Source organism: Streptomyces sp. NPDC048483, from assembly GCF_040651455.1.
In the GTDB taxonomy this organism is placed as follows: domain Bacteria; phylum Actinomycetota; class Actinomycetes; order Streptomycetales; family Streptomycetaceae; genus Streptomyces.
Window position 1 is genome coordinate 37235 of sequence record NZ_JBEZJZ010000020.1, and the last position, 17317, is coordinate 54551.

At 69.1% G+C, this 17317-nt stretch carries 16 protein-coding genes and 4 pseudogenes; 7 read left to right on the top strand and 13 right to left on the bottom strand.

Going from position 1 to position 17317, the window contains the following annotated elements:
• Positions 1-42: 42 nt before the first annotated feature.
• From AB0D04_RS13500 to AB0D04_RS13510, 3 genes and pseudogenes are all read right to left on the bottom strand, one after another.
• Positions 43-936: a virginiamycin B lyase gene (locus tag AB0D04_RS13500; protein WP_362702532.1), complete on the bottom strand. Its 894-nt coding sequence runs from the start codon at positions 934-936 to the stop codon at positions 43-45.
• Between the two features lie 182 nt (positions 937-1118).
• Positions 1119-1247, bottom strand: a pseudogene (locus AB0D04_RS13505) (antibiotic acetyltransferase); the annotation flags it as partial.
• Positions 1248-1556: 309 nt separating this feature from the next.
• Positions 1557-2126: a dihydrofolate reductase family protein gene (locus AB0D04_RS13510; protein WP_362702534.1), complete on the bottom strand. Its 570-nt coding sequence runs from the start codon at positions 2124-2126 to the stop codon at positions 1557-1559.
• Between the two features lie 461 nt (positions 2127-2587).
• Here AB0D04_RS13510 and AB0D04_RS13515 point away from each other — a divergent pair, with 461 nt between their 5' ends.
• The gene (locus AB0D04_RS13515; RefSeq protein ID WP_362702536.1) at positions 2588-3283 is read left to right on the top strand and encodes a transposase family protein; all 696 of its coding nucleotides are present in this window, start codon (positions 2588-2590) and stop codon (positions 3281-3283) included.
• Between the two features lie 76 nt (positions 3284-3359).
• On the opposite strand, the gene AB0D04_RS13520 is transcribed toward AB0D04_RS13515, so the two are convergent.
• Complete coding sequence (locus tag AB0D04_RS13520) at positions 3360-3794, bottom strand: VOC family protein (RefSeq protein WP_362702537.1); 435 nt, start codon at positions 3792-3794, stop codon at positions 3360-3362.
• 65 nt (positions 3795-3859) lie between these two features.
• Between AB0D04_RS13520 and AB0D04_RS13525 the strand changes: the two genes are divergently transcribed.
• The 3 genes from AB0D04_RS13525 to AB0D04_RS13535 are packed head-to-tail and all read left to right on the top strand — an operon-like array spanning position 3860 to position 4958.
• Positions 3860-4171 (top strand): hypothetical protein, encoded by a 312-nt coding sequence (locus AB0D04_RS13525; RefSeq protein WP_362702538.1) that lies wholly within the window; start codon positions 3860-3862, stop codon positions 4169-4171.
• A 7-nt stretch (positions 4172-4178) separates the two neighbouring features.
• On the top strand, positions 4179-4649 hold the full coding sequence (locus AB0D04_RS13530) for a protease inhibitor I42 family protein (protein WP_362702539.1): 471 nt from the start codon (positions 4179-4181) through the stop codon (positions 4647-4649).
• 27 nt (positions 4650-4676) lie between these two features.
• Positions 4677-4958: a hypothetical protein gene (locus AB0D04_RS13535; RefSeq protein WP_362702540.1), complete on the top strand. Its 282-nt coding sequence runs from the start codon at positions 4677-4679 to the stop codon at positions 4956-4958.
• Between the two features lie 195 nt (positions 4959-5153).
• On the opposite strand, the pseudogene AB0D04_RS13540 reads toward AB0D04_RS13535, so the two are convergent.
• From AB0D04_RS13540 to AB0D04_RS13560, 5 genes and pseudogenes are all read right to left on the bottom strand, one after another.
• Positions 5154-5738, bottom strand: a pseudogene (locus AB0D04_RS13540) (IS5 family transposase); the annotation flags it as partial.
• Positions 5739-5885: 147 nt separating this feature from the next.
• Positions 5886-6182: a hypothetical protein gene (locus AB0D04_RS13545; RefSeq protein ID WP_362702542.1), complete on the bottom strand. Its 297-nt coding sequence runs from the start codon at positions 6180-6182 to the stop codon at positions 5886-5888.
• A 209-nt stretch (positions 6183-6391) separates the two neighbouring features.
• Positions 6392-6769: pseudogene (locus tag AB0D04_RS13550) on the bottom strand (transposase); the annotation flags it as partial.
• 96 nt (positions 6770-6865) lie between these two features.
• A pseudogene (locus tag AB0D04_RS13555) lies at positions 6866-6979 on the bottom strand (DNA-binding response regulator); the annotation flags it as partial.
• A gap of 128 nt (positions 6980-7107) precedes the next feature.
• Entirely contained in the window at positions 7108-8670 is a 1563-nt protein-coding gene (locus AB0D04_RS13560) for a helix-turn-helix domain-containing protein (RefSeq protein ID WP_362702543.1), read from the bottom strand.
• 153 nt (positions 8671-8823) lie between these two features.
• Between AB0D04_RS13560 and AB0D04_RS13565 the strand changes: the two genes are divergently transcribed.
• The 3 genes from AB0D04_RS13565 (at position 8824) to AB0D04_RS13575 (ending at position 12283) form a co-directional block, all read left to right on the top strand.
• Positions 8824-10269 carry a sodium:solute symporter gene (locus AB0D04_RS13565; RefSeq protein ID WP_362702544.1) on the top strand — a complete coding sequence of 482 codons (1446 nt, stop codon included), beginning with the start codon at positions 8824-8826 and terminating at the stop codon, positions 10267-10269.
• A gap of 56 nt (positions 10270-10325) precedes the next feature.
• Positions 10326-11996 carry a thiamine pyrophosphate-binding protein gene (locus AB0D04_RS13570; RefSeq protein WP_362702546.1) on the top strand — a complete coding sequence of 557 codons (1671 nt, stop codon included), beginning with the start codon at positions 10326-10328 and terminating at the stop codon, positions 11994-11996.
• A gap of 122 nt (positions 11997-12118) precedes the next feature.
• Complete coding sequence (locus AB0D04_RS13575) at positions 12119-12283, top strand: hypothetical protein (RefSeq protein ID WP_362702547.1); 165 nt, start codon at positions 12119-12121, stop codon at positions 12281-12283.
• Between the two features lie 131 nt (positions 12284-12414).
• Here AB0D04_RS13575 and murJ read toward each other — a convergent pair whose 3' ends face one another.
• From murJ to AB0D04_RS13595, 4 genes are all read right to left on the bottom strand, one after another.
• Positions 12415-14274 carry a murein biosynthesis integral membrane protein MurJ gene (murJ, locus tag AB0D04_RS13580; RefSeq protein ID WP_362702629.1) on the bottom strand — a complete coding sequence of 620 codons (1860 nt, stop codon included), beginning with the start codon at positions 14272-14274 and terminating at the stop codon, positions 12415-12417.
• 13 nt (positions 14275-14287) lie between these two features.
• Complete coding sequence (locus tag AB0D04_RS13585; protein ID WP_362702637.1) at positions 14288-14587, bottom strand: hypothetical protein; 300 nt, start codon at positions 14585-14587, stop codon at positions 14288-14290.
• A gap of 532 nt (positions 14588-15119) precedes the next feature.
• Positions 15120-15725: a hypothetical protein gene (locus AB0D04_RS13590; RefSeq protein WP_362702548.1), complete on the bottom strand. Its 606-nt coding sequence runs from the start codon at positions 15723-15725 to the stop codon at positions 15120-15122.
• A gap of 29 nt (positions 15726-15754) precedes the next feature.
• Positions 15755-17104, bottom strand: coding sequence for a hypothetical protein (locus AB0D04_RS13595; protein ID WP_362702550.1), 1350 nt, complete (start codon positions 17102-17104; stop codon positions 15755-15757).
• Between the last annotated feature and the right edge of the window lie 213 nt (positions 17105-17317).

Below are 17317 nucleotides of genomic sequence, written 5' to 3' on the forward strand. Positions count from 1 at the left end.
CAGGCTTCCCGAGCAACGTGCGCCCGGCCGCCCGGATGTGGGTCAGGCGCCCGGCCTTGTGGTGACGCGGGCGAGTGCGCCGGTCTCCAGCGCTGCCCATACAGAGCCGTCCCGGCCCAGGGAGATGCCGTGGGGCTCCGAGTCGGCGGTCGGCAGCTCGTGCACGGTGATCGCCCCGTCGGGGGTGATGGAGCCGACGCGGTTGGCGGCCCACTCGGTGAACCACAGCGTCCCGGTGCTGTCGGCGGTGATGGCATGCGGCCGGGACGTGCGGTCGGGCAGCGGGAACTCGGTGGTCCGGCCGTCGGGGGTGATGCGCCCGATCTGCCCGGCGCCGATCTCCACGAACCACAGCGCCCCATCGTGGCCCGCTGCGATGCCCACCGGGGCGGCGGAGTCGGTCGGCAGGGCGTGCAGGGTGACGGCTCCGTCCATGCCGATCCGCCCGATCGCGTTGGCCTGGTTCAGGGTGAACCACATCCCGTCGTCCGGGCCTGCGGTGATCGCAGAGGGGAAGGCCCCGGTGGCCGGCAGTGGAAACTCGGTCACCTGGCCGTCGGTCGTGATCCGGCCGATCCGGTCGGCAGCGGTCTCGGTGAACCACAGTGCCCCATCCGGCCCGGCGGCGATCCCGAACGGCCCGCACTGCACTGTAGGCAGCGCGAACTCCGTAACCTCGCCGTCGAGAGTGATCCGGCCGATGCGGTGCGCCCGGTGCTCGGTGAACCACAAGGCGCCGTCCGGCCCGACAACGATGATGGTCGGCCCGCACTCCGGATCGAGTTGGTGGGTCGAAAGCTCACCTCCGGGCACAAGCCGCCCGATGCTTCCGCCGTGAACCATGGTGAACCACAGCGCCCCGTCCGGGCCGCTGGTGAGCGCGTACGGTCCGCTGCCGACCTCGGCCACGGCGAACTCCTCGATGAACACAGCCATTCAGGCTCTCTCTCCTCATTCTCATGGCGCGCACGCTCCGCGCACCCACTGGCTGTTCCTGCGGACGCCGTTCGGTACTCACGCAGACAACAAGCGGCGCTTGCAGCATCACGCGTGGTGGTCAACTTGACTCCGACCAGCGCGACTTGCGTCCAACAGCTCCTCATCTGAACTGCTGTGGGTCAACTGCCGGTTCTGTCACGCCCGTTGCCGATACTTTCGATCTCTGCCGGGGTCCCGGCCATGATAGTGCGGGTGTGTTCGGTGACCAGCTCGATGGGCCAGTCCCACCACGCGGTGTGCAGGAGACGCGGCGAACGCCTGCAGCCCAGCGGCCAGTAGCCCCGCCGCGACTTCCGTCCGGTCGGCGAATGCGGGGTCGACGTGCAGGCAGTCCAGGGCGATGAGGTGAGCGCTGTCCGTCCGCCCCCACCACAGGGTTCGCGCCGCCACCCGCCCGGCGTCCTCGGCGATCCAGGTCCACTCAGGCCGGTACATCCCCTGCCGCATCTCGGCCAGATAGCGGTCAGCGCCTATCCAGCCCACCGGCTCATCCACGATCACTTCTACGACGCGCTCCAGATCGGCCTCGGTCGTGCGTCGAAACCACACGTGTTCTCCTACTGCTTGGCGTACGTGGTGACGGTCGTCCCGGTGGTGAAGACCCGGGACCCGGTCAGGGTGAAGTGGGAAGGGGCGAACGAGGTGTGGAACAGGGGGATGCCGTCGCCGAATACCACTGGGTAGCGGTGGACGATCAACTCGTCGATCTCCCCCAGCAACTGACCGGCCAGCACAGCGCCACCACAGAGCCAGATACCGATGCCCGGTTCTCGCTTCAGCCCGCGGACGAACTCCACCGGATCGTCGGCTACGACAGCTACCTCAGGGTCGGGACGTATCAGGGTCGAGGAGAACACGTACTGCCGCAAATGGGGATACGGGCTTGTCACGCCGGTCGCCCGAGCCGTCTCGTAAGCGCCGCGCCCCATGACGACAGTGTCGAACTTCCTGTTGGCCGTGCCGACGACGCCCAGGGACCTGCGGACGTGGTCCGGGACGGTCTCGGGGTGCTCAGCAAGAATCGCGGCCTTGAGGTCGCCGTCGAATCCGGAGGAATCGTGCTGCCCTTCCGGACCGGCGATGAAGCCGTCGACACTGCAGCCGATGAAATACGTCAGCCGACGCATGCGGGGCCCGCTTTCGATCCGTTGCTGCCAGGGATAGACACGAGACTAGGCAGCCCGCTCCAGCAGGACATCAGTCACCGCGACGTAACGTGACCTACCGCCACTGTGACTCGCCTGGGGCGACATCAGTAGACGCATCGGCCGCGGCCGCGGCCGCCACGCGGCGCAGGCTCGAGCGCCGCCGCACAGCTCCGCTTCGTCACGACCCGAGGGACGTGAAACGGGCAGGCATCAGCAGATGGGCAAAGCGCACGATCTCGACGGGTTCGCCGCCCAGCGGGCCTTGCGTCTGAACGTGGGCGTAATGAAGGGCGGTTCAGGTAGCTGGACCCTCGCCCGACACGTCAACTCACTTGCCGGATACCTCTGGGACTGCCCGGACTTGATTGAGACAGGACATCTTCGCTGCAGGAGCCAAGGGTTGTCCCGTAACTGCTGATCACGGGTGAGATGATCTTGTGGTGGTTGGTGTGATCACGGCGTCGGAGCCGTCCTGGACAGCCCCGTTCACCGGGCTGAGCCCGCGGCAGTTCGGCAAGCTGGTCACTGCGACGCGGCGCGAAGGTTCGGACCCGGTACGCAAGGGCCGGCCGTGGAGCCTGACACTGGAGGACCGGATCCTGCTGGTAGCGGCCTACTGGCGCACGGACTTGACGCTGCGGCAGCTCGCCCCGCTGTTCGGGGTGTCGAAGTCGGCCGCTGACCGCATGATCGGCCACCTCGGGCCGTCGCTCGCGCTCCGGCCCCGCAGGCGGTTCCGCAAGGACGCCGTGCTGATCGCCGACGGCACCCTGGTCCTCCTCCCCCGGGATTACACGGTTGCCGAGCAGTCCAAGAACTACCGTTACTCGACCAACCACCAGGTCGTCATCGACGCCGACACCCGACTCGTCGTCGCCGTCGGCCGGACCGCGGTCATCGCGGACGGCGGCTATCCGGGCACCGGCCTGGTCATCCCGCACCGCCGCGAACGCGGCCGGACCGAACTGCCTGCTTGGAAGGAGGAGCACAACATCTCCCACCGCAAGGTCCGGGCCCGGGTCTTCGCGCGGATGAAGGCCTGGAAGATCCTTCGCGACTGCCGTCTGAAGGGCGGCGGCGTTCACACCGCGATGCTCGGCATCGCCCGACTTCACAACCTCGCCCTCACGGGATAACTCCCGCCCCGTACGGGACCACCTTTGAGAGAGGCACAAGGGAGACGGCTCCCCACCTTGCCGTCTCGGAGGATGCTCAGTCGAGACAGAACTCGTTGCCCTCGATGTCCTGCATCGCGATGCACGACTCGTTATAGCCATCGGCACGCAGTACTTGCACGCATACCGCGCCGAGCGCGACCAGTCGTGCGCACTCGGCCTCGAGTGCGGCGAGGCGCTCTTCACCCACGAGCCCGGTACCGACCCGCACGTCAAGATGCACCCGATTCTTGACGACCTTGCCCTCGGGAACCCGCTGGAAGAACAGTCGCGGGCCCACACCTGAGGGATCAATGCAGGCGAACGCTGAACCCTGACGCTCAGGCGGCAGCGAACGATCGAAATCGTCCCAAGTAGCAAACCCCGCCGGTGGCGGCGGTACGATGTACCCCAACACCTCGCACCAAAAACGAGCGACGCGCTCAGGTTCTGCGCAGTCGAAGGTGACTTGGAACTGCTTGATCGATGACATCGGCGCACCCTAGCAGGGAAGCTCTATTGCTCATCTCCCGGTAGGCATCCGCATGATGACGGGGGATGGCCCTTGAGAGCCGCTGCTGTGTCGTGCGGTCGCAGGGGGTGACCCGATGTCGATGTCTCCAACTTCGGGGCCTCGCCGATGTGGTCGAAGCCGCGCAGTACGGGGTCCAGCTCCTGCGCTGCGCCACACAGGGCAGGGAAGGCGCACATGCCATGATGATCACCGGCCAGGAAGGCACCATGCTGCAGGTGTACAACCCCTGGGGGACGACGACCTGGGTCAGCGAAGATGGCTTCATCAACGGCCGTATGGCCAAGGCGTCCACGGGCGGTGTCCCGGACGTCTCCGCAGTCCGCATTCCCCGATAGGCAGGTCATGATCCGCAAGATCGCGTACTCGGTCGCCGTAGTCTGCGCACTGGAACTGGCCGTCGGCTGCGGTGCGGCGCCGCAGTCCTCTCATCCTCCGGACCCCGCCCAGTCCCGTGCTTCGACCGTCTTCACCGGCGATCAGCGGTCCATCACGGTGCGCGCGCAGGAGGACTTCTCCATCGCCGTGCCGTACAACGCTTCGGTCGGGGAGGAGCGCAAACTCCTCAGCCCTCGACCGGACCCCGAGGTCGTCGGCAGCCGTGGTACGGGCTACAAGCCGGACAACCCCGATCCGGACATCGTGGGCGGTGGCGGGACGTTGTATTTCAGGTTCCACGCCCAGGGGCCCGGCACGACCAAGATCTTGCTGTACCACTGCGACCTCCAGACGTGCCCGGGCCGCGCGCCCCGAGCCCCCAAGCACCGTCCGAAGCCGGAACGCATCACCTACACGGTCACCGTCAAACGACCGTAAACACGACTCGAAACCAGCGACGCGACAATGAGCACCCAGCGGCCGGGAAAGACCGACAGCGGACTGCTGGAGACGACCGACGTTCCCACCCTCCTGCGGTACGGCCTGGACAGGAACGATCCCCACCGCACAGCCCTGTTCGGCGACGGCGCCATTGCCGCTGCCATCACCCTCGACCAGAAAGGTGCTCTGCCCCGCTCGCTCGACTTCCTCGCCAAGGTCGTACGCAGCGGGGGCACCCGCTACGCCGCAGACCTCGACGAGCCTCCCCCGGGGAGACCGCCGCCTGTACCGTCCGCGCATGGCTGACCGACGCGGCCGGTGTCGTGCTGGGCGACGACACGGTGGCGCGCTGGCTCGAAGCCATCGCGGCCGTCATGGAACTGCGCCACGAGGCCGGCAACGCGACCGCTGCGACCTGGTGATGCAAGTACGCCAGGACCGGACTGTCAGCGCACGGCGCGACGCAACCCGTAGGCCACGGCGTCGATGACGAGCACCGGGGCGCCTGCGACGGCCCTGGCGGTTGAACCGTTGGTCCTTGCGCTCGGGAACGGTGTGTTTGACCTGCCGACGGCGTAGACGGCGGCGGTTACGACGGGGACTGCAGGCCCGGTCCCCGCACATGTGGTCCGGCCGGGTGCGTGGGTGCCCGCCACCCGGACGTGGAACGCGGACGCTGTCCAGGACCTCGATCATCTGCGGGGCATCACCCCACTGCCCAAGTGTGACGACGAATGCGAGCGGCCGCCGTCCGCCCTCGCCCGCCAGGTGGACCTTCGAGGTGAAGCCGCCGCGTGAACGGCCCAGAGCCTCATCGTCCCGGTGCCGGGTGGGGCGGATCCGCTTGCCGGGTTTCCGTGGTGCCCACCCGGCCTTCCGCATCGGCGTCGGCCTGGACGGAGCGAAGGACCTTCTCCCAGGTGCCGTCCGCCGACCATCGGCGGTGCCTGTCGTAGATCGTCTGCCACTTCCCGAACCGAGACGGCAGATCGCGCCATGGGATCCCGGTCCGCTGCCGGAAGATGATCCCGTTGATCACCGATGATGACACTTCCATCGTCCGCCCCGGCCGACGTTCTTCGGCACGTGCGGCTCCCACCGAGCCCACTACTTCCCGGAGCCCGCGCCGCCCTCTAGAGATCATTAATGGCTGGGGTTACGGGGGTCGCACATCGACTCGGTCGGGATCCTGGATGACGTGACAAGCACTGAGTTCGTGCCGTCGTAGCACCCCTACTGCCACACAATCGGACCCGGGGCGACCGCTTCTGCATCAGCGACAGCCTCCGCAAGGGTGTGGAATCCTGGCGAGTCCGGCCAGAACTGACAGTCGGGTGCAGGCCATCCCGACCGATGCCGCACATAGTAGAGACGGTTCTCCTCGTTGAGTTCCGGAGACTCGCCCGGCTCCAGGTCCCCGTCTGCCTCTGCGATGGTGAACCAGAAGTCATAGTCCAGCATGACCACGCGGACCGTCGTGGGCACAGCGCCGTCATACAGCCATATCCCCATCGCGACGACCAATTCCATCCGGGGAGCGTAGCGGGAAATCAGCAGCGGCCGGAGCTACGAAGGTGCGAGGTCGAGTCCGGTCTTGGTGACGTAGCCGTCGACGAGGCCTGGCCGGTACTGCATTCGTTTGCGTCGAGTCTTGATCAGCGTGGTGAGCTGATCGATACCCCTTTTGGCCAGGTTCGCCAGAGACCTCTTGAGCGTGTTCAGGATGCCCCTATGTTGCGTCAAGCGGCAGCAGACGAGGCAGCTGGCGTCCGCTGGATCTGACCGTAGATCTCGCGAGCGACGTAGCGTTTGAGGCAACGGCTGATCTCGCGTTTCGACATGCCTTGCTTGGTGCGTCGTTCGAGGTAGAGACGTGTGCGGGCGTCACGGCGAAGGCGAGTAATGACGATGCGGTAGAGGGCAACGTTGGCCTGCCGGTTTCCTCCGCGGTTCAGTCTCCGTCGCTGTGTCTTTCCGGAAGACTGCTCGACCGGGCTGACGCCGCACAGAGCGGCGAACGATGCCTCGCTGGCCAGTCGTTCCGGGTTGTCGCCGGCAGCGATCAACAGGGCAGCGGCGGTGTCGGGCCCAACCCTGATGATGTCCAGAAGCTCCGGCCGGCACCGACGAACGGCCTTGGTGACCCGGCAGGCGACTTCGCCCGCAGCCTCTGGCCCCCTCATCCATCGTCAGCACGACGGCGGCGCCCCGATGCGCCGGGACACCACGGTGACGGTGGCGCCGTCGGCTGCGAGGGCGAGGATGCCGGCTTCGCGGGCGGAGAGCGGGGAGTCGCCTGCGGCGATGGCGTCGGCGGCAAGGGTGGGGGCGGCGAGGGTGGGGGCGATATTGCTGGGATGATCTTCGGTCCGGGGCCGGAGTGTTCGCCGCGCCTCTTCTTCGTCTCCCGGGCGTCGGCGACACGTTCGAGCCCCTCCGTGCCCGCCCCGCGGCATCACTCCCGCCGAGCGTCACGATCGAGCGCCCGCAATGCGAACCACAGCTCCATCCGCACATCGGGGTCGTCCAGATCGGTATCGAGGAGGCCGGCGATACGGGTGATGCGCTGGCGGACGGTGTTGCGGTGGAGGCCGAGCGCGGTCGCCGTGCGGTCCCAATTTCCGTGCAGAGAGAGCCAGTTGTGGAGCGTGGCGAAGAGGGGCGGGGAGTCGGCCAGTGGGGCGAGGAGGGCCCGGGCGTGTTGCTGGGCGTCGGCGGGGGTGACGAGGGAGGAGATGCTGTGGGGTCCGGGGGTGCGGTGGCGTACGAGAGGAGCGCGGCGGGCGAGGGCGCGGCGGAGGGCGGAGGCGGCGTGCCGGTCGGCGGCCGGCAGCTCCGCCACCGGGACGGGGTCGCTGACGCCGAGCGTCCAGCCGGGGTGCGCGGTGATCTCGCGGTCGGCGGGGACCAGGGCGCGCAGGGCGGACGGCGGTCCGGGCGGCGCGATGAGGGCGGTGCCCAGGGCTGCGGCCAGGGAGGCGGGCGAGGCGGCGGTGTCGCGGCGCGGTTCGGCGTGGACGACGGTCCACAAGGGGTGGCCCAGCAGCGGGGCGACATCCGCCGGGTGCGCGCCGAGCAGCAGCCGGGCCAGCGCCGCGGCGTGATCGGCGGCGGCCGGGTCGCCGCCCGTCGCCGGGCCGGTGATCAGGGACAGCAGGACGGCGGCGACGCCCGCGATGGAGTGCGCGGGCGGGTCGTCCGGGCGAGTGGCCACCACCAGGGCCAGCGGCCGGGGGCCGGTGAGTGCGAACGCCGTCAGGTGGGTGCCGGCGGCCGGTGAGGCGGGGCCGGCGGGCAGCGTGTCCGTGGCCGACGACGGGCCGCCGCTGCCGACGATACGGGCGAGATGGGCGGCCGCGGCCCGCCCGGCGCCGGTGGGGCCGGGCCCGGCCGAACCGTGTTCCGTGCCGTCCGGGGCGAGCAGGGCGGCCCAGCCGTCCACATGGCGGGCCAGTGCGCGCAGGACCGCGGGCGCCGGGTCGGGCCGTGCGGCGGCCGCGGCCAGGGCCCGCTGTGCCTCGCTGAGCCGGGTCAGTTCGCGGTGCCGGGCCTGGGTGACGGCCTGCCACACGGCGCTCTCGACGGCGGTGAACGGCGTGGCCGGAGGCACCTCGACGAGCGGCAGACCGTGCCGGTCGCAGGCCGCCACCAGGGCACGCGGAACGGCGTCGTGCACCGGAGCGATCCCGAACCCCAGCGCGGCCGCACCGGCGGCCACCGTACGGGCGGCATAGCCGTCGAGGTAGGCGTCCAGGCCCCCTTCCCCGCCCGCGGCCTCCGCCAGATGCACCCCGGCCGTCAGCAGCATCTCGCCACCCAGGAGATACGGCACCGGATCGGCCATCTCGGACGTGTGCACCCAGTGGATCGCAATGCCCTCGCGGGGCCCGGCGACCTGCCGCAGTCCCAGGTCCGTACGGGCCAGGAGCGCGGACAGTGCTACGGGCGGCGTGGACGGCGGTGGCACGGCGCGCACCCCCGGGGCGGCGGGCGGTGGTGGCGTTGTTGCGGGCGACATGTGCGAACCATCTACTTCAGGGCCGGCGAGTGGAAGAAACGTACACTTCAGCGTCGCCTTGCCGCCTCCTAGGGTCAACCTCCGAGGCGGGCCGCTCGCTCCATGCCCCCTCCGCTCCCCCTCTCCCCTCGGCGTAGCTGGAAGGGATGGCCCATGGCTGTCGACTATGCGGTGATCGTGCTCTATTTGGCCGGAATGCTCGCCATGGGTTGGTGGGGGATGCGGCGCGCCACGTCCAAGAGCGACTTCCTGGTCGCGGGGCGTCGCCTCGGCCCCGCGATGTATTCGGGAACCATGGCGGCGATCGTGCTGGGCGGCGCCTCCACCATCGGCGGCGTCGGGCTCGGCTACCAGTACGGCCTCTCCGGTGCCTGGATGGTCTTCACCATCGGCCTCGGGCTGCTCGCGCTGAGCATCTTCTTCTCGGCCCGGATCGCCCGGCTGAAGGTCTTCACCGTCTCCGAGATGCTCGATCTGCGCTACGGCGGCTCCGCCGGCCTCATCTCCGGCGTCGTCATGTGGGCGTACACGCTGATGCTGGCCGTGACCTCGACGATCGCCTACGCGACCATCTTCGACGTCCTCTTCGGCCTCGACCGCACGCTGTCGATCATCCTCGGCGGGGCGATCGTGGTGGCGTACTCGACGCTCGGCGGCATGTGGTCGATCACCCTGACCGACATGGTCCAGTTCGTCGTCAAGACGATCGGTGTGCTGCTGCTTCTGCTGCCCATTGCGGTGATCAAGGCGGGCGGCTTCGCCGAGATGAAGGCCCAGCTGCCGCACGACTACTTCGCGCCGCTCGGCATCGGCGGTCAGACGGTCTTCACCTACGTCCTGATCTATTCCTTCGGCATGCTGATCGGGCAGGACATCTGGCAGCGGGTGTTCACCGCCCGCACCGACAAGGTGGCCCGCCTCGGCGGCACCGCTGCCGGCACGTACTGTCTGGTGTACGCGCTCGCCGGCGCCGTCATCGGCACCGCGGCCAAGGTCCTCTATCCCCATCTGGGCAGCCCGGACGACGCGTTCGCGACGATCGTCAAGGACGCGCTGCCGATGGGCGTACGGGGGCTGGTGCTGGCGGCGGCGCTGTCCGCCGTGATGTCCACCTCCTCGGGCGCGCTGATCGCCTGCGCGACGGTCGCCAACAACGACATCTGGGCCCGATGGCGCCCCTCGGACCGGCGGACCGGCCATGACGAGGTGGCCGGAAACCGCGCCTTCATCCTGCTGATGGGCGTGGTGGTCATTGCCATCGCGATCAGCCTCAACGATGTTGTCGCGGCGCTCACCGTCGCCTACAACCTGCTGGTCGGCGGGCTGCTGGTGCCGATCCTGGGCGGCCTGCTGTGGAAGCGGGGCACGGCGGCGGGCGCCCTCGCCTCGGTCGCGGTGGGCGGCGTGACCGTCGTCGGCCTCATGGCCTGGTTCGGCGTGCTGGCCAACGAACCGATCTCTTACGGACTGATCGCCTCCCTCCTGGTCTACGTGGCGGTCAGCCTGGCCACCAGGCCCACGGACGCGGCGCTGCTGGCGGCCTGGCGGGCCCGGCTGGCCGGCCGGCCGGCTGCACCGTCCGCCCCGTCCGGCGTTTGAGGACGCGCGGCCGCCGGACCGAGCACCAGCCCCACGAAACGGAGACCCGACCCACGATGAACACCACCGAACCGTCGCCGACGCCGACGCCGGCGCAGCGGAGCGGAGGCGACCTGGTCGTCGAATCGCTGACCGCACTGGGCGCCGACACCGTCTTCGGGCTCCCCGGCCAGCACGCGCTCGGCATCTTCGACGCGCTGCGCCGCTCCCCGCTCCGCTATGTCGGGCTGCGGGTGGAGAACAACGCGGGGTTCGCCGCCGATGCCTACGCCAGAACCACGCACGGGGTCGCGCCGCTGCTGGTCTCCACCGGCCCCGGCGCGCTGATGACGCTGGCCGCGCTCCAGGAGGCGGCGGCCGCCTCGGCCGCCGTACTGGCCATCGGCAGCCAGGTACCGCTGGCCGGGATCGGCGGCGGCCGCCACGGCTATCTGCATGAACTCACCGACCAGAGCGCTTCGTTCAGGGGTGTGGTCAAGTCCGTGCACACGGCCCGTACGGCGTCGCAGATCCCGTCCGCGGTGGCCGCCGCATGGGAGTCGGCGCTGAGCACCCCGCACGGGCCGGTGTGGCTGGAGATCCCGCAGGATGTGCTCCTGGCCGAGGTCGACGTGCCGCCGGTGACCCACCTCGATGCCGAGCCGAGGGAGTTGGCGCCGCGCCCCGAGCTGATCGCCGCGGCGGCGGACCGGCTGACGGGGGCCGGGCGGCCGGTGATCCTGGCCGGTGGCGGTGTCGTACGGGCCGGAGCCGAGGCGGAGCTGCTGGCGCTCGCCGAACGGCTGCGGGTGCCGGTGGCCACCACCTTCGGCGGCAAGGGCGCCTTCCCCTGGGAGCATCCGCTCTCCCTGCGGTCCTGGCTGGAGGACCGCCACACCACGGCCTTCCTGGAGGACGCCGACACCCTCCTGGTCGTCGGTTCGGGGCTCGGTGAACTCTCCTCGAATTACCACACCTTCCGGCCCCGCGGCCGGGTCGTACAGATCGAGGCGGACCTCGGCAAGCTGGAGTCCAACCATGCCGCGCTGGGCATTCATGCGGACGCCCGGCTCGCGCTGGGCGCCCTGGTGAAGGCGCTGGAGGAACGCCCGCCACGCGAAGGCGCCGCCGTCGCCCCCGAAGATGCCGTGGCCGGGCTCCTGGCCCACGTCCGCGACCGTATCGACAGCCAGCACCTCGACCTCGAGCAGCAGATCCTCGCCTCCGTACGGGACGCGCTCCCCGACGACGCGGTCAGCTGCTGGGACATGACGATCCTGGCCTACTGGGCCTGGTCCGCCTTCGACCCCCGGCGGACGAACACCATGCACTCCGCCCAGGGCGCCGGCGGCCTGGGCTACGGCTTCCCGGCGGCCCTCGGCGTGGCCGCCGCCGAACCGGCCCGGCCGGTGCTCGCCGTCTCCGGCGACGGCGGGGCGATGTACTCCCTCGCCGAACTGGCCACCGCCCGGCAGTACGACCTGCCGGTCACCTGGCTCATCGTGGACGACGGCGGCTACGGCATCCTGCGCGAGTACATGACCGACGCCTTCGGCGAGGCCACCGCCACGGAACTGGCCCGGCCGGACTTCGTCGCCCTCGCCCGGTCCTTCGGCGTACCAGCGGTCCGTACAAGCCCCGAGCGGCTGCGTACGGACCTGGCGGCGGCGCTGGCCGCACCCGGCCCCTCCGTCGTCGTCCTCCCGGCCCGGCTGCGGATGTTCGCGCCGACGCATACGACCGGCTAGCCGGTCCGTGCATCCGGCCGGAGGGGGGCGGCACCCTGTCCGAACCCTGCCGGACGACGGCGACGTCGCCGCCGGTTGTCAGCCGGCGCAGACCGTCGACGACGTAAGACGTAGGCGCCCACGTGGGCCTGTCGGCCGCCTACCTCGGCACCCGGTACCGCCCCACGAAGCTGATCGCGACCGAGCCGCTCGCCGAGAACCTGGCCGTGCCGCGCCGCAACGCCCACCCAGCACCCGCCCCTGGACCGTCGAGCCGTACGCGCTGGCGCCCGAGGCGGGCCCGCTGACCTTCTCCATCAGCGGCTACTGGTGCAACGCACCGCTGTCGAGGCGGTCGCCGAACAGCGCCTGAGCGGCACCCACCGCATCGAGCACGCCATGCCCCGCGGCCCGGTCACCGTCGAGGACGTACTTCCTTTCAGCGTCCGAGGCGACCGCGAACCATGGCCAACATGGCACTGAGCTCGTGGATCCTCAGAAGACGGGCAAGGCCCACGAAGACGCCGAGCAGGACGGCTGCGCCGGCGAGCAGGGCCACGAGTGCCCCCAGGGCGTTGCTGCCCAAACCATTGAGCAGCGTCCAGGCCACGCCTCCGGCCGCCAGCGCGGCCGGGGCACCGGCGGCGGCCAACCGTACGTAGGTGCGCAGGATGCGTGGGCCGTCCAGATCGCCGCCCAGTTGCCTGCTCAGGCGGCGCCAGGCGACTGCGCTGCCGATGGTGACGGCCAGTCCGTAGGAGGCGGCCATGCCGGCGACGGCCCAGCGTGGGGGAAGGAGCGCGAAGCACAGCCCGGAGGCAGAGGCATTCACCAGGGCCACGACGAGGGTGTTGTAGAAGGGAGTGCGGGTGTCCTCGTAGGCATAGAAGCCGCGCAGGATGACGTATTGCGCCGAGTAGGGAATGAGGCCCAGGCCGAAGGCCATGAGGACGTAGCCGATGCCTTGGGCGCCCTCGGTGCCGGAGCCTGCATAGAGCAGGGTGGCCATCGGTACGCCCAGGGCCAGGAAAGCGAAAGCGCAAGGAACGATGGCGACCGCCGAGGTCCGCAGGCCGTAGGAGAGGTCGTCGCGAACGGCTGCGGTGTCGCCGTCCTGGGCGGCGCGGGAGATCCGTGGGAGCGCAGCGGTCATGACCGAGACAGTGATGATCGCCTGCGGCATCTGCCACATCTGGTAAGCGAAGTTATAGGCGGTGATGCCGGAACCAGGGTGCCCGGCCCGTTCGGCGGCGGCGCCCGCCTTGGTAGCGAGCTGAGTGACGACGATCATGCCGATCTGGTTGGCAAGCACGAAGAGGAGCGTCCATTTGGCGAGGCCCATTGCCTTGCCCAGGCCGTGTCCCCGGAAGTCGAAGCGCGGACGGAAAGCGACGCCGGCGTCGCGTACGTACGGGAGCATTGCCAGCGCCTGTACGGCCAGTCCCAGCAAGGTGCCGATGCCGAGGAGCCGGACTCCTTCAGGCGTCATGGCTGCAGGGCTGACACCGGAATCGGTGAAGCCGCCGAAGGCCCAGATGAAGGCCCCGAAGGTAGCGATGATCACGATGTTGTTGAGGACGGGAGTCCACATCATCGCGCCGAAGCGGCCGCGGGCGTTGAGGATCTGCCCGAGCACGACATGCACTCCCATGAAGAACATGGTGGGCAGGCAGTACCGGGCGAAGGCCACGGTGACGGCCATGCGCTGGGGGTCTGCGGCAATATCTGGCGACATCATCCGGACCAGCAGCGGCGCGGCCAGCACACAGATCGCCGTGGTGCCGGCAAGGGCCACCGTGACCAGGGTGAGCAACCGGTTGGCGTACGCCTCACCACCGTCGTCGTCGTTCTTCATGGCGCGTACGAGCTGAGGCACGAACACCGCGTTGAGCGCGCCGCCGCCGACCAGGATGTAGATCATCGTGGGGAGGACATTGGCGACCTGATAGGAGTCGTTGAGCGTTCCGACACCGATCGCGGCCGCCATGACGAGCGTGCGCAGAAATCCGGTGAGTCTGGACACGATCGTGCCCGCCGCCATCAAGGCGCTGGACTTCGCGAGGCTCGAAACGCTGCCCCTCGGTTTCGATCCGGGATCTCCAGGCGGCAACGGATTGCCGTGGTCGTCGGCCTCGCTCCCTACATCGTGAGCGTGCCGAGGCTGTTCCGTGACGTCATACCCGCGGTGAGGCGAGGCCCCGGAAGCATTCCCTGCGGGTGCACGCAGCGGGATGGTGTCATCCGGCAGGTGGCTGCCTGCCCCTCCCCACCTGTTGTGATACTCGCCTGGCGTAGCCATGCCTGCCCCCCTGTCAGCACAGGCCCCACGGCCTCTCCTTGATCGACACAACACTTTCGCACCCGGCCCCGGCCAATCGTTCGTGGGGTGCCACACAGAGGGACGTTTGAGTCATGATCGGCCGCGCGGCCTTCACCGCAACCCAGGAGATCCGGCCCGAGAAGAAGAACGGGCAGTGGGTCTTCCATACCGTCAACGACATGACCAACAAGCGATGCGCGATCGGCCACGTACCGAACAGGCAGAACGGCTCCGTCGGCGGCTCATCCAAGTGCATCTCGCCGATCCACGTAAGCGGATGGGAACCGGCCACCTGCCCCTCCCCGTACTGCGAAAACCGTGCGCCGGCGTCCGGGACTACGCCTGATCTCTGCCCATGGAGGCGCACGCTCTGCCGTCGTGAGCGACACCGGGGTCGGCCATGACGACGCGGGCCTGCCCTGCTATTGGCGACAGGTCTGGTCGATGGGAGCTCTATGCGGTTGAGGTCATGGAGATGTTGCCTCTCCGGCGCGCTCACACACCGGCATGCATCCTGCTCACCCGCCCCGACAACGCCGTCATCTCGATCGCGAAGCTGCTCGGAGTCTCCCGGACGACGCTGTGTACGTGCCGGAACTCGCCGCCGGGCAGGGCTCCCTGGCCCCGAGTGACGCTCCCGCCGCGCTGACCGCTCCGCGTGGAAAACCTGGGGATCGAGGGCACTGCGGGCACCGGCCCGGGTCTCAACGCCGCGCCGGCCTCGTCGCCCTTGATGTCGTCACCACACACGTCGCAGGCGCCGGACAGCAGGACAGCGGGACAGCGGGACAGCGGGACAGCAGGACAGCGGGACAGCGGGCTGGTCAGTCGCCGAAGCTGTAGAAGGCCGGCTCCCAGAACCAGGGCGGGTCTTTGAAAAGGGTCGCGTACCTCCAGGTGAGCTGGAAGGCCGTGCAGGGGGCTGTTCCGCCGTTCCAGGAGGCGGTCAGCGTGATGACGCGGGGCGTGCGGCTGAAGTGGTGGTTGATGGTGTGGGTCATCGTCCTGCGGTAGTGGTTGGTGCCCCGGTCGATGGTCCTGCCGTCCGCGGCGAGACTCCACTTGAGGCTCTTGCCCCCGCAGCCGGGAGGGAGCGAGGTCTCCAGCATGCCCGTCAGAACGGTGATCGTGCCGTCTCCCTCCCGGGGGCGGAAGGTCGTCCCGGCTCGCTGGCTCACGTCCCAGGCAAAGGTGGTGTCCTCACCGGTGTACGGGTTCCGGCCCGAGGAATGGCTCTCGGTGCGCACCGAGGGCCTGCTCCCGCTGACGTAGACGGGAATGGTCTGCTGATCGAAGGACGCCGAGCGCAGACCTATCAGCACAAAGCTGAGAAAACAGAGTGCGGGAACTCCGGCAAGCAGCTTCAAATACCAGGGTGCGCGCTCGCGGGCTCGCGGCTTGTCCGGTGTGCGGCGCTTGTGTTCGTCCATGCGGCGTGCTCTCCCCCGGGGACGGCTCTCTAGAAGGGAAACAGGTCGAACGGCCGGATCAGGCGCGGCTTGGACCACTGCACGGAGTACGAGGGGCACGCCGCGGTGGCGCCTTCCCAGGCGGTGGTGAGCGTGACCTGTCGGGGGGCGTGCGAGACCTTGTGGCTCAGGAAGGGCTGGTATTCGCGTTTACCCCGCAGGGTTCCTCCTTCCGCCTCCTTGCCGTCGATCAGCAGCCGCCACCGGATGCTGGTGTCCGCGCAGCCCTCGGGGAGGGCGATGACAAGCGTCCCGCGCAGGTCCTTCACCTTCGCGTCCCCTTCGGGCCGGAAGGTGGACTCCATGTCCTTCTTCACGTCCCAGACGTAGCCGCTGGCGGAGCTCCCGCCGGCGCTGGCGGGCTTGCGCCCATCGGCGTATTTGAGGGAGACGTCGAGACTCGAGTAGATGCCGACCCCGGCCGCCCACAACAGGAAGAGACCGGCCAGGAGGGCAGCTATGACCGCCACCACGCACCCCAGGCCGGCCTCGGGCTCCTGCGCTGAGCCGGGTGGAGCCGGGGAAGACGCGTCCGCTTCACCACGGTTCGGCTCTTCTTCCTCAGCGCTCTCACCACTGCTCTCGTCCTGGTCAACGACTTGTCCGCGGACAATGACCGGCCCACCCGGACTTTCCGGAGGCAGGCCCAAACGGCTGCGCAGGTCCCCAAGCGACTGCTGAGCGCTGTGCAGGAACCCTTCGCTCTCCTGCAAGAGGCGCTCTTCCTCCCCCTGGCGGAAGGCCACCGGCGGCGGGAAGTCCAGGGAAGAGGGAAGCGGCTGGGACGTACGGCCTTCCTCCCGCAGAACGCGACGGTAGGTCTCCGTCTGGGCATGGCTTGCCAGGTGCAGGTTCTCGGCCTCTTCACGCAGGGCACGGGCCTCGCGCAGGCGCTGCTGCGTCAGCTCCAGCCGCAACCGGTAGACGCGACGCTGCTCCCGGCGTACCTGCTCTTCACTCGCCTCGTACTGCTCGGTGAGCCGACGTTGGACGCCCATCAGGACCATGACCATTCTCATGGCGTCGTTCAGCGCCTTGACGGCCTCTGTTTGTCCACGCCGGGCCTCCTCCAACCGCTCATACAAGTCCGCGGCGGGAAGGCGACTCACCTGCACAGGCAACTTCCCCGCCGCGGCTTTCTCCGCGGCCTCCAGCAGCGCCCGGCCCCGAGCCAACTGCAGCTGCTGGAGCCGCGGCTCGCGCACCAGAGTGAACACCACCTGCTCCAAGAGCCAGTCCGGCAGCAGCTCCTTGCCATTGCGGAAGTTCGCCCACTTGGTCCTGTTGTAGGGGAAGCGACTCTCCAGGCCCCGGATCGTCCACCCCTTGGTCAGCTGCAACAGCCACTTGGCCAGCGCCTTGCCCTGTTCGGTCTCCGCCCGCAGTTGGACAGGACGCCCCCGACCCCGGCCCGAGGGTTTCCCCTCCCCGTTTCCCAAGGCCGTTCTCCTCCTTGTTTGTCCGCAACCGACCTGCGGCAATGCTGTCTGACCGGGGCGGACAACCCCATCAGGCGGCACGGTCGAGGCACAGCAACTCACCCCAGACCCATG